General features: G+C 72.7%; 12 protein-coding genes. 5 read left to right on the top strand and 7 right to left on the bottom strand.

Annotated features, from left to right (window positions below; genetic code table 11):
* Positions 1 to 145 precede the first annotated feature (145 nt).
* The 4 genes from ElP_RS01960 to ElP_RS40495 form a co-directional block, all read right to left on the bottom strand.
* Positions 146 to 811: an RraA family protein gene (locus tag ElP_RS01960; protein WP_145266752.1), complete on the bottom strand. Its 666-nt coding sequence runs from the start codon at positions 809 to 811 to the stop codon at positions 146 to 148.
* Positions 812 to 880: 69 nt separating this feature from the next.
* A complete protein-coding gene (locus ElP_RS01955; protein ID WP_145266750.1) occupies positions 881 to 1,357 on the bottom strand; it encodes a DUF4365 domain-containing protein in 477 nt (158 codons plus the stop codon).
* Between the two features lie 9 nt (positions 1,358 to 1,366).
* Positions 1,367 to 1,858: a DUF4365 domain-containing protein gene (locus ElP_RS01950; RefSeq protein WP_145266748.1), complete on the bottom strand. Its 492-nt coding sequence runs from the start codon at positions 1,856 to 1,858 to the stop codon at positions 1,367 to 1,369.
* A gap of 101 nt (positions 1,859 to 1,959) precedes the next feature.
* The gene (locus tag ElP_RS40495) at positions 1,960 to 4,953 is read right to left on the bottom strand and encodes a PVC-type heme-binding CxxCH protein (RefSeq protein WP_197446652.1); all 2,994 of its coding nucleotides are present in this window, start codon (positions 4,951 to 4,953) and stop codon (positions 1,960 to 1,962) included.
* A 409-nt stretch (positions 4,954 to 5,362) separates the two neighbouring features.
* Here ElP_RS40495 and ElP_RS01940 point away from each other — a divergent pair, with 409 nt between their 5' ends.
* The 4 genes from ElP_RS01940 (at position 5,363) to ElP_RS01925 (ending at position 9,469) form a co-directional block, all read left to right on the top strand.
* Positions 5,363 to 5,686 carry a DUF6793 family protein gene (locus tag ElP_RS01940; RefSeq protein ID WP_145266744.1) on the top strand — a complete coding sequence of 108 codons (324 nt, stop codon included), beginning with the start codon at positions 5,363 to 5,365 and terminating at the stop codon, positions 5,684 to 5,686.
* A 253-nt stretch (positions 5,687 to 5,939) separates the two neighbouring features.
* A complete protein-coding gene (locus ElP_RS01935) occupies positions 5,940 to 7,238 on the top strand; it encodes a glucose-1-phosphate adenylyltransferase (protein ID WP_145266742.1) in 1,299 nt (432 codons plus the stop codon).
* Between the two features lie 145 nt (positions 7,239 to 7,383).
* Positions 7,384 to 8,274: a serine/threonine protein kinase gene (locus ElP_RS01930; protein ID WP_231749402.1), complete on the top strand. Its 891-nt coding sequence runs from the start codon at positions 7,384 to 7,386 to the stop codon at positions 8,272 to 8,274.
* A gap of 94 nt (positions 8,275 to 8,368) precedes the next feature.
* Positions 8,369 to 9,469 carry an acetyl-CoA carboxylase carboxyltransferase subunit alpha gene (locus ElP_RS01925; protein WP_145266740.1) on the top strand — a complete coding sequence of 367 codons (1,101 nt, stop codon included), beginning with the start codon at positions 8,369 to 8,371 and terminating at the stop codon, positions 9,467 to 9,469.
* A gap of 28 nt (positions 9,470 to 9,497) precedes the next feature.
* Here the strand turns inward: ElP_RS01925 and ElP_RS01920 are convergent, their stop codons facing one another.
* Together ElP_RS01920 and ElP_RS01915 are read right to left on the bottom strand one after the other, a co-directional pair.
* Positions 9,498 to 10,649 carry a hypothetical protein gene (locus ElP_RS01920; RefSeq protein ID WP_145266738.1) on the bottom strand — a complete coding sequence of 384 codons (1,152 nt, stop codon included), beginning with the start codon at positions 10,647 to 10,649 and terminating at the stop codon, positions 9,498 to 9,500.
* Between the two features lie 289 nt (positions 10,650 to 10,938).
* Positions 10,939 to 13,782, bottom strand: a complete 2,844-nt coding sequence (locus tag ElP_RS01915; protein ID WP_197446651.1) for a serine/threonine-protein kinase — start codon at positions 13,780 to 13,782, stop codon at positions 10,939 to 10,941.
* A 419-nt stretch (positions 13,783 to 14,201) separates the two neighbouring features.
* On the opposite strand from ElP_RS01915, the gene ElP_RS01910 reads away from it, so the two are divergent.
* Positions 14,202 to 14,558 carry a hypothetical protein gene (locus tag ElP_RS01910; RefSeq protein WP_145266734.1) on the top strand — a complete coding sequence of 119 codons (357 nt, stop codon included), beginning with the start codon at positions 14,202 to 14,204 and terminating at the stop codon, positions 14,556 to 14,558.
* 18 nt (positions 14,559 to 14,576) lie between these two features.
* On the opposite strand, the gene ElP_RS01905 is transcribed toward ElP_RS01910, so the two are convergent.
* Positions 14,577 to 16,175, bottom strand: a complete 1,599-nt coding sequence (locus ElP_RS01905) for a hybrid sensor histidine kinase/response regulator (RefSeq protein WP_231749400.1) — start codon at positions 16,173 to 16,175, stop codon at positions 14,577 to 14,579.
* Between the last annotated feature and the right edge of the window lie 36 nt (positions 16,176 to 16,211).

Raw genomic sequence — 16,211 nt, 5'->3', positions numbered from 1 at the left:
GCGAGGAAGGTGACCGCCGGGGACGGACAGGGGGCCGTCCCATGCCTATATCATCGCGGAATCGGGGCGGGGCAGTCACTCGAATCGGGCGGTTTTCGGGCGGGGCAGTCGATCGGAGGGCCGACCGACTCGCATCGGCGCGGGATCAGAGCACCCCGAAGCGTCGGAAGGCCTCGGTGACGGTCATCCCTTCGGCGAGCTTGTCCCGGACGAGGTTCTCGCCCCGGACCTTCTCCTCGGCCCTCGAGATCGCCTCCTCGGCGGCGACGGCGGGGACGAAGACGATGCCGTCGTGGTCGGCGAGGACGAGGTCGCCGGGGCGGACGGAGACGCCGCCGAACTCGATGGGCACGTCGAAGGCGTCGACGTCGAGCCGGCCGAGGCTGTCGGCCGGGTGGATGCCCCGACAGAAGACGGGGTAGCCCATCTCCATGATCGCCTTCGTGTCCCGGGTGAAGCCGTCGATCAGGACGCCCCGGCAGCCCCGGTACCGGGCGGCGGTCGAGAGCAGTTCGCCCCAGAAGCTCCACTCGCACCGGGAGACGACCATCACGTCGCCGGCCTTCAGCGCGTCCACGGCCTCCATCTCCCCCTTGTAGGGCTCGGGGGGGTCGAGGGTCGGGGAGACGACCGTGTGCACCGTCCGGGCGACTCCCGCGCAGCGCATGTCGGGGGCCAGCGGCCGGACGTCGGCCCGGGGGCACTGGTCCCGGTAGCCGATGCGGTCGAGCACGTCGGCGACGACCGGCGTGTACAGGGCGGCGAGGCGGTCGGCCAGGGCGATCGGGTCGGGGGTCGGGGCGGCGCTCATGGGAGGGTGGGGCTCCGGGCGATGGAGGGGACGATCGGACTCGGTCGAGACTCGACACGAAGGGCGCTGCTAGACGATTAGCACGGCCTCGACCGCGTCGTACCAGCCGACAATCCGATCGACGACCCGCCCGAGGAGCTCATCGGTCAGTTGGACGCAATGGGGCTCGCGATGGTGGACGAGCTTGGGGGCGTCGCCGATCAGGGCCGGCTCGGCGAGCCAGGAGAAGAACGCCTGGTCCTCGCGGAGGGTGAAGAAGAACAGGCAGACCGGGTAGGTGAACTTCCTCATCCCCTGGAACTGCCCCATCGTCGGCCCGAGGACCCGGTCGGCCTGTTCGATCGTCAGGGGCGAGGGGATCCCCTTGATGAGGACACCGAAGATGAGCCGCATTGGCTTGTCTTCGCGAGCGATGGTGACGTGAAAATCCAGGCCGGCCTCCTGGCTGGTCTCCGAGATCGTCAGGTCGCCCCTGCGGGTCAGGATGATCGCGGCCAATGCCCGTGCCCGATCCTCCATCAGCCGAGCGATTGCATCCTCCGTCACGGCGTCACCTCAGTTCAGGAATGACGAGGCCAGATGACTCATCTCGTGTTCCCGCCAGTAATCGCGGACCTCGTCCCACAACAGCCAAAGGGTCTCACCGGTGAGCTCGTGGGCCGTCGAGATCGACGAAATCGCGTCCGACATGGTTCCGAGGACCGACACGATGAAGGCTCGCTCCTCGACTTCCTGGACGCCGATGATGTAGGTCGGCGCCGGATATGAGGCCATCCGGCGGATGTCTTTCTCGGCGACCTCGACCCGGAGCCGGGGCGGCGACTGGGTCGTGGTGAAGCTCTTGCGTGTGGTCTTCACTTGAACGAAGAAGAACGGCGTTCTTTCCCCCGCGTCGACAAGTTCCACCAGGAAGTCGAAGGTCTCGCATTTCTCACCCAGAAAATGCGGCCAGAAGAATGGCAGGTCGGCGTCTGTCCGGCATATTCGCGTGAGCCTGGCGAAGGCAATCGCCTCGCCCCTCCCCCCCAGGAAGTCGGTGATTCCCATCGGCGACGTCGACTCCCAATGGTCGATCCCCGGCACTGAGACATTCAGGGGCTCCCTCCCCGATTGTAATGGGCCGGCAGTCGACCGCCATCCTATCAGGCTCAACCCCCATCCCCCACGGGGACGGCGCCGTCCATGTAGCGCCAGTCCTTGAGGTAGTCGAGCAGGTCGGCCATCTGGTCGACGGTGATGTCCTTCTCGATGCCCTCGGGCATGAGGGAGATGCCGTCGGAACGCATCTCCTCGATGTCCTGCTTCAGGACGGTGTCGGACTGGCCCTCGGCGCGGAGGAGGGTGAGGGCGGAGGCCGTCTCGGAGGCGATCAGGCCGCCGAGGACCTGGCCGTCGACGGTAGCGACGGTGTAGGTGACGTAATTCGCATCAATCGCCCCATTGGGGTTGATGATGTCGGAGAGGAGCTGTTCCTTGGTCTTGGTGCGGGTGTCGCCGACGTCGGGGCCGACGGCGGTGCCGACGCCCTCGATGACGTGGCAGGCGGCGCAGGCCCTTCGGAAGACCTCCCGGCCCCGGTGCGGGTCGGCGGGGAGTGTGAGGGCGGCCCGGTAGCGTTCGAGCGCCTCGGCGCGGTCGCCGGGGAGGCGGGAGGCGAGCAGGGATCGGGCCCGGTCCCGGATCTCGGGGGAGCGGTGGTCGGTCAGGCGACGGGACTGGGTCGCGTCGAGGTCGCCGGGGGAGAGCAGCCCGGCGTCGAGGGCGTCGAGCAGCGCCGAGGCCCGCTCGGGGCGGGATAGCAGGGCGGTGGCGACCTCCCGGCGGACGGCGGGGGTGAGGGCCCGCCAGGGTCCGAGCAGGATCGCGGCGACCTCCGGCTCCGTCCGGGAGGAAAGCGCGCGGGCCGAAGCGATCCGGAGGTCCTGGATCGGCTCGTCGAGGAGGATCGAGGAGAGGGTGGGGGCGGCCACGTCCCAGGGGGCATGGGCGAGGAGCCGGAGGGCGTCGGTGCGGGCCTCGACCGGGCGGTCGGGGTCGGCGGCGATCTCGGCGAACCCGGTGAGCGCGGCGGCCGTGCGGTCGGCGATGGATTCGGGGAGCTGGCCGAGGAAGGCGTCGAGGCGGGTGCCACGCCGCGAGAGGCCCTCCGAGAGGCCGTCGAGCCCGGCGAGGATCCAGCGATCGGGGTTGGAATCCGGGTCGATCGCCCAGAGGGCGGAGAGCACGGAGGCGCACTCGTCGGGGTCTCGTCGGGCCCCGACCAGGGCGAGCAGCTCCCGGAGGAGTTCGAGGCGGCCGGGGTCGGGATCGTCGGCGAGGTCGTGGGCCGGGGAGAGGAGGGTGAGGACGAGTGACCCGGCCCGGTCGGGGACGGCGCTGGCGACGGCGGCCCTAGTCCAGCGGTCATCGGCGCCCAGGAGGGCAATAGTCGCCAGGGGGTCGAGGATGCGGTCGGAGTCCCAGAATCCGAGCCCCAGGGCGGCCTGGAAGCGGACCCGGGGGTCGGGGTCGTCGGCCAGGGCGATCAGGGCCTCCTGGAGCGGGGGAGAGTCGGCGACCCGACGCTCGGCGAGCAGGGCGCCCTGCTCCCGGAGGCGGGGGTGGTCGGCCCGGAGGAGGCCGAGGATGGTCTCGTCGTCCAGGTCCCCGGCGTGGTCGAGCAGCCAGGAGGCGTGGACCCGAGCGAGGGGGGAGTCGGAGCCCCGGGCGGCCTCCCGGAGGGGGGAGACGGCGTCGGGATCCTGATTCTGGAGGAGGAGACGCTGGGCGGTGGTCCGGTGCCAGGCGTCGGGGTGGGAGAGTGCCTCGACGAGGTCGGGGGTCGAGGCGGAGGCCAGGTCGGGGCGCCGCGGCTGCTCGGATCGATCCTCGGGGACGATCCGCCAGATCCGGCCGCGGTCCTTGCCGTCGAGCAGGTCGGGGCGGTCCCGGAGTTCCGGCGGCATCCACTGGGGGTGCTCGATGACGGCGCGGTACATGTCGACGACGTACAGGGCGCCGTCGGGGCCGTGGGCGAGGGAGACGGGGCGGGTCCAGGGGTCGGTGCTGGCGAGGAACTCGACCCCCTCTCGGGGCGGGTGCCAGTCGAACCCGGCGCCGTCGGGGGAGAGGACTTCCTGGTGGACGAGGCTCCCGGTGGGCTCGCAGGTGAAGGCGGAGCCCCGGTAGGGGTCGGGGAGGAGGTCGCCCCGGTAGATCGTCACGCCGCAGGCGGCGCTGAAGCTGCCGATGTGGAGGGACGAGGTGGTGAACTGGTCGACCAGCGGGAAGACCGACGCGGCGCCCCCGGCGGCCTGGTTGTCGGAGGCGGGATCCGGGGCGGCGAGGTACGGGTTCCGGCGGGCGTATCGGTCTTCCAGGATGATCGGGACGAGGTGGTTGCGATTGGTGCAGACGAAGCGTCGGCCCCAGTCGTCGAAGGTCAGGCCGTATTGGCCCATGCCGGCGACGGCCTCGGCGCGGTCGTGGATCGGGTCGAAGCGGAAATCGCGGCCGGAGAGGTCGACGGGCTCGGCGTCGGGGTCGCCGGCGCGGCGGACCTGGCCCCCCCGGAGGCCGTTGGCGACGTAAATCCAGCCGTCGAGGCCGAGCGTCGGGTGGCTGACCCGGAGCTGGGGGTTCTCGACGGCGAAGCCCTCGTAGAGGACCTCGCGGCGGTCGGCCCTGTCGTCGCCGTCGGTGTCCCTCAGCCAGACGACGTGGGGGGCGGCGGTGACGACCGCGCCGTCCTTCCAGGGGAGGATGCCGTTGGCGAACAGGAGGCCGTCGGCGAAGGTCGAGATCCGTTCGAAGCGGCCGTCGCCGTCGGGGTCGTCGAGGAGGGCGATGCGGCCCTCGGGGGGCCGGCCCTCGGCGGGGCCGTTGGGGTAGTCGCGCATCTCGACGACCCAGAGCCGGCCGCGCTCGTCGAAGGCCATCGCCACCGGGCTGGTGACGTCGGGCTCGGCGGCGACCAGCTCGACGCGCAGGCCGGGGTCGGGCTGCACCTGCGCCGCGGATTCCTCCGGCCCCCGGGGCCCGCGCCCCTCGTCCTGGCGGGCGAGGGCCGAAGGGTCGACCGCCAGGGACATCAGCCCGACCGCCGCCAGCCCTCGCCACCGCGCCCCGGTCCGGCCAATCGGCCTCCGATCGCGTCCCGTCATCCTCGACTCCCCCTCGGTGGTTGCTGGCACCGGGCCGACCCCGGACCGGCCCGAGGGCCCCGCATCCCGGGCCGGACGCCTGATCCTCGCCATCGTAGCAGACCGGCCGCCCGTCGCGAGCGGGTGCCCGCCCCCCGGGAGGCACGGCCGGGGGCCCGTCGCACGACCGCCCCCTCCCGGGATGTCGGTTTGATCCTCGGGAATCCCACCATCCGACCCCGGCCCGACGACCGGCGCCCCCTCGCCATTTCCCGGCGTTGGGGGTTTGACCGCCCCGGGGGCGACTCTTAGGATGCCAGACGGCGGAATACCCATTCCCATCACCTTCCGTCGAGCCCCGCGGCCGTCCGCCCGACACGTCACGTCCTGCGGCCGTCCGCCCGACTCGTCATGAACGGGGGCTGTCGCCATGCCTCTCTTCGAGGTCGAGACCACTTCCCATATCATGATCGCGTGTGTCGACAATGAGTCGGCCGCGCGGACCTTCGCCGAGTCGAATTACCCGGGCGAGGAGGTCCTCCGGGTGACGCATCGGCCCCGGGACGCCTGGGTGATCTCGAAACGGTTGCTGGGGATCGAGGGCGGGATCGACCCGTGTACGAAGGCCCGGGAGTGCCTGTCCAGCGCCCGGGGTGATAAGCTTCATGCCGTCCGCCTGTACATGCAGCAGACCGGGACCGACCTGGACCAGGCCCGTCGGGTGATCGAGTCGAACATGTCGCTCGGCTGGTGAGGGCGGGGGCGCCTCGGGGCGGAGCTGGGCCGAGGGCGAGGGCCGTCGGCCCCGCCCGGGGGGCGGGCCGAGGGGGGCTCGCCGGCCCGGACCTCGGGCCCCGCCGGGGTCGACGGGCCGGTCCCGGGCCTCCCGGCCGGATCGACTGACTGGACGTGCGGCGCGGCGGATGCATGGGTCGGCATCCGAGACGAGTTCACCGCGCCGGCCCGCCCGAGCGGCGAGGCCCGGCCCGGCCACAGGGGAGCGAACCATGTCCCGAGAGAGCGTCACCTGCCTCATCCTCGGCGGCGGCCGGGGCACCCGACTGTTCCCGCTGACCGCCTCCCGGAGCAAGCCTGCGGTGCCGATCGCCGGCAAGTACCGGCTCATCGACATCCCGATCTCCAACTGCATCTACTCCGGGCTGAACCGGATGTTCGTGCTCACGCAGTTCAACTCGCTGAGCCTGCACCGGCACATCTCCAACACCTACAAGTTCGACTCCTTCGGCGGCGGCTTCGTCGAGATCCTGGCGGCCCAGCAGACGATGGAGAACCAGGAGTGGTACCAGGGGACCGCCGACGCGGTCCGCCAGAACCTGGGCCTCATCGAGCACGAGCCCAGCGACCTGATCCTGATCCTCTCCGGGGACCAGCTCTACCGGATGGACTTCCGGGACATGATCCGGCTGCACCGCGAGACGAAGTCCGCGGCCACCATCGCCGCCCTGCCGGTGGACGAGAAGGAGGCGACCGCCTGCGGCATCATGCAGATCGAGCACGACGGCCAGGTGCGCAACTTCGTCGAGAAGCCCAAGACCCGGGACGCCCTCGAGGCGGTGCGGACCGACCCGGACTGGCTGGAGCAGCGCGGCATCCGGGCCGGCAATCGCCCGTACCTGGCGAGCATGGGCATCTACCTGTTCGACCGCAAGGTGCTCGTCGACCTGCTCTCGCGGATCGAGGCCGACGACTTCGGCAAGGGGGTCTTCCCGTCCGCCATCTCCGACCCGCAGACCCGGGTGCAGATCTACCCCTTCGACGGCTACTGGGAGGACATCGGCACCATCGGCGCCTTCCACAAGGCCAACATCGACCTGACCCGGATGGACGCCCCCTTCGACTTCGCGGCCGACAACAAGACCATCTTCACCCGGCCGCGCTACATGGCCCCGTCGAAGATCGCCGGCTCCTCGCTGAGCGACTGCCTGATCGCCGACGGCGCGGCGATCGGCCGGGGCTCGGTGCTGGAGCGGTCGGTCATCGGCCTGCGCTCCCAGATCGGCGACAACGTGACGATCCGGGAGTCGTACATCATGGGGGCCGACGTGTTCGAGGGGGACCGCCGGATCCAGGAGAACCGCCGGGAGGGGCGGCCGAACATCGGCATCGGCTCCGACACGATCATCGAGAACGCGATCATCGACAAGAACGCCCGGATCGGCCGGGGGGTGAAGATCCTCAACCGGGATCGGGTGCAGGACTCGGACGACCACGGCCTGTTCGTGATCCGGGACGGCGTGGTGGTCGTGCCGAAATTCTCGGTCATCCCCGACGGGACGGAGATCTGAGCGGGCCCCGCGCCCCGGCGGCCGGCCCGACGCGCGTTGTGCCCGGCCGCCGGTTTGGTAAGATCGTAAGGATCGCGCCGAGCAGTCTCGCCCCGGGCCGCCCCTCCCCACCCCAGGCCCGGGGCCCCGCCCCCGAGGAGCGCCCGTGGCCACCGGAACCGCGACCGCCGGTGAAGACCGGATCGGCAATTACCGCATCGTCCGAGTGCTCCAGATGGGGCAGAACTCCGTGATCATGGAGGTGGCCCAGGAGGGCTCCGGGCGCCGGTTCGCCCTGAAGGAGCTGCTGGAGAGCCGGGCCTCCGACGGCGAGGAGCGCCGGGCCCTGGCCTTCGAGGCCAAGCTCGGCCAGATGTTCACGCACCCGAGCCTGATCCGGGTGCATGAATTCGTCAACGCCAAGCCCTCGCCGTACTTCGTGATGGACTACTTCCCGGGGATCACCCTGAGGCTGGTCATCGGCAAGCCCCAGGAGCACGCCCTGCCCGCCGGCCGCCCCCACACGGTGCTCCGGCAGGCCGCCGAGGCCCTGGCCTACATGCACGAGAAGGGCTGGGCCCACCGCGACGTGAAGCCGGAGAACATCCTGCTCAACCGGTCGGGGGAGGTCCGGGTGATCGACTACGCCCTGGCCAAGAAAATCCCCACCGGCCTGGGCAAGTTGTTCGCCGGCAAGCCGCCGAGGGAGGGGACGTACAGCTACATCTCCCCGGACGTGATCAGCCGCATGCCCCCCTCGGGCGTCTCCGACATCTACAGCTTCGGCATCACCTGCTACGAGCTCGCCACCGGCCGCCAGCCCTTCCGGGCCAACTCGCCGATGGACTTGCTCAACAAGCACATGAAGGAGCGGCCGATCCCGCCGACCTCGCACAACAAGCAGATCACCAAGGAATATTCCGACCTCGTCATGAGGATGCTCGTCAAGAAGCCCGCCGACCGGATCAAGGACCTCCGCGAGTTCCTCGCCGCCTTCAACCGCATCAAAATCTTCAAGGACGACCCCGATCCGATGGCCGACCGCATGTCCTTCTGACCCCACCGGCCTCGACCATCCGACATCAGCCACCACCCGCACTCGCGCCGGCCCCGCCCGGCCGACGGCCCGCGCCAGGAGGAGGCGGCCGACCATGCCCCCCGCCACCAACCCGAACACCAACACCCGGCCCGCCAACCAGTATCGCCTCCCCTTCGAGGCCCCCATCTTCGAGATGGAGGCCCGCCTGCTGGAGCTGGAGGCCCGCCAGGCCGGAGGCGGCGGCGATGCCGCCGGGCTGACCGACCAGATCCGCACCGTCCGCCGGGAGCTGGTCGGCCTGAAGCGGGCCATCTTCGCCAACCTCTCCCCCTGGGAGACGGTCCAGGTCTCCCGGCACCAGCTCCGGCCCCAGTCCCGAGACTACCTGGAACTGATCTTCGACCAGTTCCTCGAATTGCACGGCGACCGGGCCGTCGGCGACGACCCGGCGCTGGTCACCGGCTTCGCCCACCTCGGCGAGCAGAAGGTCATGTTCGTCGGCCACCAGAAGGGACGGGATCTGGCCGAACGCACCTCCTGCAACTTCGGCTGCGCCCACCCCGAGGGCTATCGCAAGGCCCTCCGGGCCATGCGGCTGGCCGAACGCCACCGCCTGCCCATCATCTGCCTGATCGACACCCCCGGCGCCTACCCCGGCATCGAGGCCGAGGAGCGGGGCCAGGCCGCCATCATCGCCGAAAACCTGATGGCGATGAGCCAGATCGACACCCCGATCGTCTGCGTCGTCATCGGCGAGGGGGGATCCGGCGGCGCCCTGGGCATCGGCATCGGCGACCGGGTCGGCATGATGGAGCACGCCTATTATTCCGTCATCAGCCCCGAAGGCTGCGCCACCATCCTCTGGAAGACCGCCGAGCGCAAGGACCGCGCCGCCGAGGCCTTGAAGATGACCTCGCGCGACCTGCTCCGCTTCGAGATCATCGACGAGGTCGTCGAGGAGCCCCCCGGCGGCGCCCACCGCGACCCCCGGGGGGCCGCCGTCGCCCTGAAGGGCTTCCTCACCCGGTCGCTCCGCAAGCTCGCCGAGATCCCCCCCGACCGGCTGCTCGACCACCGCTACCAGAAGTTCCGCCGCATCGGCGCCTTCTTCGAGGAGCCCCCCGCCCCGATCGAGCCCGACCCTGAGCCCGGGATCGGGCCCGAATCGGGGCCACCGCCGGCCCCGATCAACGGCACCCCGACCCCCTCCTGACCCGGGGGGTCGGGCCGGCCGGCCCCCGTCACTCCCCCGGGGTCGGCGTCGACCCCACCAGCCGCCAGCCCCCCTCGTCGACGACCAGGCCGGTGTGGCCCTCATACCGGTCGTAGACCTCGTGCATGGCCTCGATGTCGTCGAAGTAGCCGACGACGTGGGCGGCGCTGAAGGATTCGCCGGCCTTCGTCGGGCGGCCGTGGATCTCCTCGATCATGACGATGATCCCCCCCGGTCGCTGGCTGCACCAGGCCTCGTAGACGACCGACGGGTCCAGAGTCAGGCCCGCCAGCCAGGGGCCGTCGGCGCCGGTCTCGGGGTCTCGGAGGTGGTAGGCCCGGATGAAGTGCTCGGGGACGCGGTGCGTGTCCCGCCGGTAGCCGAACTTCAGGTCGGGGGGGAAGGGGTTGAAGAACTCGCCGGAGGGGATCCGGACCCCGTCCGGCCCGCCGAGATAGCTGAGGTACATCTCGCTGAACGTGTCCCCCTGCTCGTGGCGGACGCACCCCGGCGTGTCGTTGCGGAGGAACAGCTCGGGGGAGTCGTTCACGCTGTCGACCCGGTCCATCAGGACGAAGTACCGTTCCCCCTTTGGGAAGACGATCAGCTGCGTCCAGCGCGAGCCCGGCGTGCGGCCGGGGGCGGCGTACTCGAATCGGTAGGTCGTCCGGACCGCGACGAAGTCGTCCCCCCGGATGACCTCCGGCTCGACCGGCTTCATCCGGTGGCAGAGCTGCGGCCCCTCGACCATCCGCTTGCGGTGGCTGCTGCCGTGGGCCATTAGCGCGTACTCGCGACGGGCGGGGTCGGTCTCGTTCTCGAACCAGGTGTACCGGCCCACGCCGTCGCCGTCGGGGGCGAAGACCTGCTCCTGCCACTCGGCGTCGCTGCCGGGCTCCATCAGCCAGTCGATCACCATCAGGCCGTCGCCGGCCTCCCGGAAGCCGGTGGTCTTGTCGAGGAAGGTGCCCTTCTCGATCCCGGTCATCCAGTGCTTCGGGCTGTTCTTGGGGATGACCGCCTCGATCAGGTCCGTCTCGATGGTGATGGCCCGGTCGTCCTCGACCACCCGGGCCCAGTCCTCCCCATCCCCCTGCCGGGCCGCGGACGGGTCGGTCCACGCCGAGGCCACGAGGACGCCGAGGGCCAGCCGGGCGACAACCGGGTTGCGACGATTCATGAGCTATCCTCAATGGGGTAGGGGGCCGGCGATCGGGGCCGGGCCCACCAGGGCCGATGGGGTCTCGATGGCCCCCGAGCGGGGGGTTCGACCCGCATGGTGCGCCAGCCCCCCGGCGGACGCAAGGGGCGCGCCCCGGGCCCTCGGGACGGCCCTCGACGACAAGCCGGGGGGGCCCGATCGGTCTTCCGCCCACGCGGCCGACGCCCCCTCGGGCCGGGCGGGGTCGGACGGGTCCGGGCGCGTCGGCCGCCGGGGGCGGGATCCCGGCTCCTCCCGGTCGCGACGATCAGGACGAGGGACGAGGGCCTCCCCCGCCGGGCATCGGCCCCTCCAGCGCCTCGATCCACCCCTCGCACGACGGCGGCAGGATGCCCCGGGCGGCGAGGGGGCGGAGTCGGGCCAGGGCGAGGTCATACCAGGTGCGGGCGGCGTCGGGTCGGCCGGAGGAGGCGTCGAGGTCGCCCAGCCGCTGGCAGGCGTGGGCCGCGTCGAGCTGGACCTGCACGTCGTCGGGGGAGGAATCGGCGAGGGGCCCGATCAGGGCGAGGGCCTCTCGGTGGACCCGGGCGGCGCCGTCGAGGTCGCCGGAGAGCCGGTGCAGCTCGCCGAGCTTGTTCAGGGCGATCGCCGTGCCCCGGCGGGCCTGGGCGCTGTCGGGGTCGGCGTCGAGCAGCGACCTGGCCAGGGAAAGGCCCCGGCCGTAGTGGGCCGAGGCGGCCGGGAGGTCCCCTGAGCGTCGGCAGACGTCGCCCAGGCGGTCGCAGCAGATGGCGAGGTCCCGCCGGGCGTCGACGTCCTGGGGGTCGGCCTCGGCCCTCGCCTCGGCGAGGGACATCGACCGCCCGAATGCCGCCCTCGCTCCGTCGAGGTCGCCGGAGAGCCGCAGCAGCGAGCCGAGCTTGTTGCCGGAGATGATCACCCCTCGGGAGGACGCCGGGTCGTCGGGGCGGGAGGAGGCTAGGGACTCGGCGACGGACAGGGCGCGGCGGTAGTAGTCGAGGGCGGCGTCGAGGGCGCCGAGCTGGCGCTCCACGTCGCCGAGCTTGTCCAGGGCCATGGCGACGCCCCGGGTCGCCTCCCCGGCCTCGGGGGCGAGCCGGGCGAGCGACTCGGCGATGGCGAGGCTGCGTCGGATGTAGGTGCGGGCCCGGGCCGGGTCGCCCGACTGCCGGGCCAGGTCGCCGAGCTTGCCGTAGGCGATCGCCAGGCCGCGCTGGGCCCTCCCGCTTCGGGTCTCGACGGCCGCCAGCGCCCGGGCGGCCACCAGCCCCCGGCGATAGAATCGCAGGGCCGAGGCGGTGTCCCCCCGCCGCCGGCTGACGTCGCCGAGCCGTCCCAGGACGACGGAGTACCCCCGACGGTCCCCCGGCTCCGGCCGCCCCGAGCCGACCAGCGCCTCGAAGGCGCGGAGGCTCCGCTCGAAGTGCCCGTGGGCCTCGGCCGACCGGCCCAGCCGCAGGGCGATCTCGCCGAGCTGGCGGTGGGCCTCGGCCAGGGCCCGCTCGACCTCGGCCGACTGGCCGCGCTCGGCGTGCTCGATCAGCCCCTCCAGGCCGCTGACGGCGGTCGAGAGCAGTTCCTCCCGGGCCTCCCGGGCGGCGGGGAGCGAGCCGAGCCGGTCCTCGACGGTCGTGACCAACGCCGCATACGCCTCCAGGGCGGAGGTGAACAGGGCCCGGGCGGTGCGGGCCCGCTCCTCGGCGAGCCACTCGTCGAGGGCCTCGGCCAGGGCCCGGGCGGTCGGGTAGCGGCGAGCCGGGTCGGGGTCGATGGCCTTGAGGCAGATGCGTTCGAGGTCCGGGTCGACGCCGTCCCGGAGGGCCCCGGGCGGCTCGACCTCGCCCCGGATGGCCCGGGAGAGCGAGGCGTACATCCCGTCGGCCCCGGAGATGGGGGCCCGCCCGGCGAGCAGGCAATAGAGCGAGGCGCCGAGCCCGAACACGTCGCTCCGGCGGCCGACGGCCCGGTGGTCCCCCCGGGCCTGCTCGGGGCTCATGTAGCCGATCGTCCCCCGGACGTGCCCGGCCCGGGTCGCCCAGGAATCCGCCTCGGAGGCCTCGACCACGCCCGGCCCCGCGGCCCAGGGCGCGGTGCCGCCGTCGGGCTCGGTCGGGTCGTCGGCCGGGTGCGGGGCCGCCCGCCGGGCCGGGGGGTCATGCTCCGTCCCCCGCCCCCCGGGCTCGGGGCGGGGGGGAGACGGGTCCGACGCCGGGCCGGGGGGGCCGGCCGGGGTCCCCCCCGCCGGGATCCGCCCGCCCGACGCCCCATGGACGGGGGAAGACGCCGGATCCGGCCCCGGCCGGCCGGCCGGGGGGGGCGGGGCCGTCGGCCCCGGGCCGATGGGATCCGGGGCCCCCGTCGCCCCCGATCGGGCCAGGCCCCAGTCGACGACCAGGGTCTCGCCGAAGGGGCCGAGCAGGATGTTCTCGGGCTTCAGGTCGCGGTGCACGACCCCCCGGCTGTGGGCGTACTCGACGGCGAGGCACGCCTGGACGAGCCGGCCGACCAGCGATCGGAGCGTCGAGCCGGCGTGGGGACCGGCCGGGCCGGGGGAGCCGTTGCGGTGGAGGTCGGCGATCGCCTCGCGGAGGCTCCGCCCCCGGACGAGCCGCATGGCGAAGAACGGGCGGCCGTCGTCGAACCGGCCCCGGCCGTAGACGGGCACGATCCCGGGGTGCTCCAGGGCGCCGGTGATCGTGCCCTCGCGCTCGAAACGGGCCCGGCTCTCCGGGTCGTCGGCCCGCTCGGGCCGGATCTGCTTCAGGGCCACTTCACGCCCGAGTTCCGCGTCGATCGCCCGGTAGACCGACCCCAGGCCCCCCTCGGCGTGGAGGTCGAGCACCTCGAACCGGGTCCCGGTGCCCCCCTGCGTAGGCGCGTCGGGGCCCGCGTCGGGCCCCCGGACCCCGCCGGGGAAGGCGGTCGTCTCATCGAGGGCGATGGTCTCATTCGGGTCGGGCCCGGGCCCGGCACCGGCACCGGCCCGGGCGTCGCCACCGTCGGCGGCCGGATCGACCGAGGCCCAGGTCTCGACGAAGTCGAGCAACGCCCGGCGATCGATCCGGCCGTCCCGGAACGCCCGGGCCGCCCGGATCAGCCCGTCCTCATCCCCCGACCCCGATCCGGTCATCGCCGCTCGTCCCTGATCCCGCCCGGTCGGCCCCGCCCTCCCGCCCCTCCGGCCGGGCATTGTACCAGGGACGACGCGATCCCTCCCGATCCAGGACCGGAATTCGCGACCGATTCGGCCCCCTCGCCCCGAGGTCCTGGACCCGAACCGACCTCGCCCTGAGGCCGACCGGCGCCGGCCTGGGGCCGCATCATCGACCCCGGGGTGCGGCCCAACTCGTTCCCAGCCAATCGGATCGGGACCGAGCCGCCGGCTCGCGCGGGCCGTGCCGATCGGGGCCCGAGTCCCCGACGCTCCTCGGGACGCCGGGGCATCGGGCCGTCGGGGAGGGAGCGGCGGACGGCCGGGGAAGCATGACCTAGGGTTGTCGGGGGGGGCGATCGCTCCAGGTCCGGACCGGCATGCGGAGTCGCGCGGAGATGGCCGAGCGCAGCAACGACAGGGAACCCGAGGTGTTCGAGCGACTGCAGCGGCTGGCGCTGCACGAGCGGAGACGCCGCTGGGACAGCACCCGGAACGCGCTGACGGCGAATTCGAGGGACTCCGACGGCCCGGGGCAGGCCGCCATGCCTACGGAGTTGCTGACCGAGCGCTTCGACTCGCTGGAGGCCCAACTGGCCGCCCTCGCCCGGGAACTGAGGCGGGTGGAGCACCGGTCGGCCATGATCGCCCTGCGGGCGAGGCTGGCGGTGACCCTGGGGCTGATCGCCGCGATCGCCTGCATGGGCCTCTGGACCGGGACGTTGACCGACTGGATCCTCCGCCTCTCCCGGTGAGACCGGCCGGTCGGTCGCTCACCGCCGGGAATCGTCGCCGGCCTGGTGGTCGAGCAGGGCGAAGACCCGGGCCAGGGCGTCGGGCCCGACGGGCTTGGTCAGGAACAGGTCGAAGCCGTCCCCCTCGGTGGCCGGGTCGTCGCCGGGCCGCTGGCCGGGCCCGTAGCCGGTGAGGGCGACGATCATCGGGCCCGACGCGCCGTCGGCGCGGCCGTCTCGGAGCCTCCGGGCGACCTCGGAGCCGTCGAGGTCGGGCAAGGCCAAATCGAGCAGGACGAGGTCCGGCGCGACGTCGGCGGCCTCGACCAGGGCCGAGGCGCCGTCGAGGGCGACCCGGACCGCGTGGCCGTCCTGCTCCAGCAACGTCGAGAGGATGCGGGCCGCGTCCCGCTCGTCGTCGACGATGAGGATGCGGCGGGGGGTCGCCCCGATCCCGGGAGCCGGGGGGGCCGGGGCCCGTCCCCCGTCCCCGGCGATCGGGTCGGCCAGGGGGAGGCGGACGACGAAGGTGCTGCCCGAGCCGGGGCCGTCGCTCTGGGCGGAGATCGTCCCGCCGTGCTGCTCGACCAGGGACCGGACCAGCGCCAGGCCGATCCCGAGGCCCTTGCCGTTGTGCTCCGGGGCCTGGCTGAACAGCTCGAACAGCTGCGGGAGGAACTCCGGGGCGATGCCGGCGCCAGTGTCCCGGACCCGGACCACGGCCGAGGCCCCGTCCCGGTCGGAGAGCAGCTCGATCGCCCCCCCCGGCGGGGTGTACTTGGCGGCGTTGGTCAGCAGGTTGACAATCACCTGCTGGAGCCGGGTCGGGTCGGCCTCCACGGTCAGCTCGGGAGGAGGCCCGGAGACCGTCAGGGTGTGCCGCCGCTCCTCGACGATCGGCCGGGTGGCCTCGACCGCGGCGGAGACCACGTCCGCCAGCCGGACCCGGTCGGGGCGGAGTTCCAGATCCCCCCGGGTGATCCGGGCGACGTCGAGCATGTCGTCCATGAGCCGGGACATGGTGCCGACGCTCCGGCCGATGACCTCCAGGGCGTCGGCCAGGTCCTCGTCGGCGGGGCCCCCCATCCGGGCCAGCTGCAGGGCGACGGAGATGGTGCCCAGCGGGTTCCGCAGCTCGTGGCCGAGCACGCCGAGGAATTCGTTGAGCCTGCGGTGCGCCTGGTCGAGTTGCCCCTCCTGGTGCTCGACGAAGGCGACGACCGCGGCCGAGACGGCGTCGTCGAGGTGGACCCCCAGGGCGATGACCTCGTCGGCGCTGGGGTCCCGGCCCAGGGTCGACCGGAGGTGCTCCAGGAGGACGACCTGCAGCAACTGGTAGTCGACCACGACCGAGGCCAGATCCCAGCCGACCTGCCAGCGGAACCGGCCATGCTCGGAGGCCCGTCGGCGGGGGCCGTCCTCGTCGGGCGGCCCGGGGGTGGCCAGCTCGTCCCCGAGGCAGCGGAGGAAGGAGGGCAGGTGGTCGCGCAACTCGGCCCGGTGCGAGCCGGGCCGGCCGTGCCCCTGGGCCCGGGCCCGATCGGCCCAGGCCTCGATGATCGACTCGGCGTCCCGGGCGATGGCCTCGCCGACCGCCGTGTAGCTGCGTCCTCGGATCATCTCGGTGGTCGCCGGCATCGGTTGGCGGGCCTTGTCGAGGGGGGCGGGTGTACC

This window comes from Tautonia plasticadhaerens (assembly GCF_007752535.1).
GTDB classification, from domain to species: Bacteria; Planctomycetota; Planctomycetia; order Isosphaerales; family Isosphaeraceae; genus Tautonia; species Tautonia plasticadhaerens.
The sequence above is the reverse complement of the archived record's forward strand: the minus strand, read 5'-3'. Positions and strand labels throughout refer to the sequence as shown.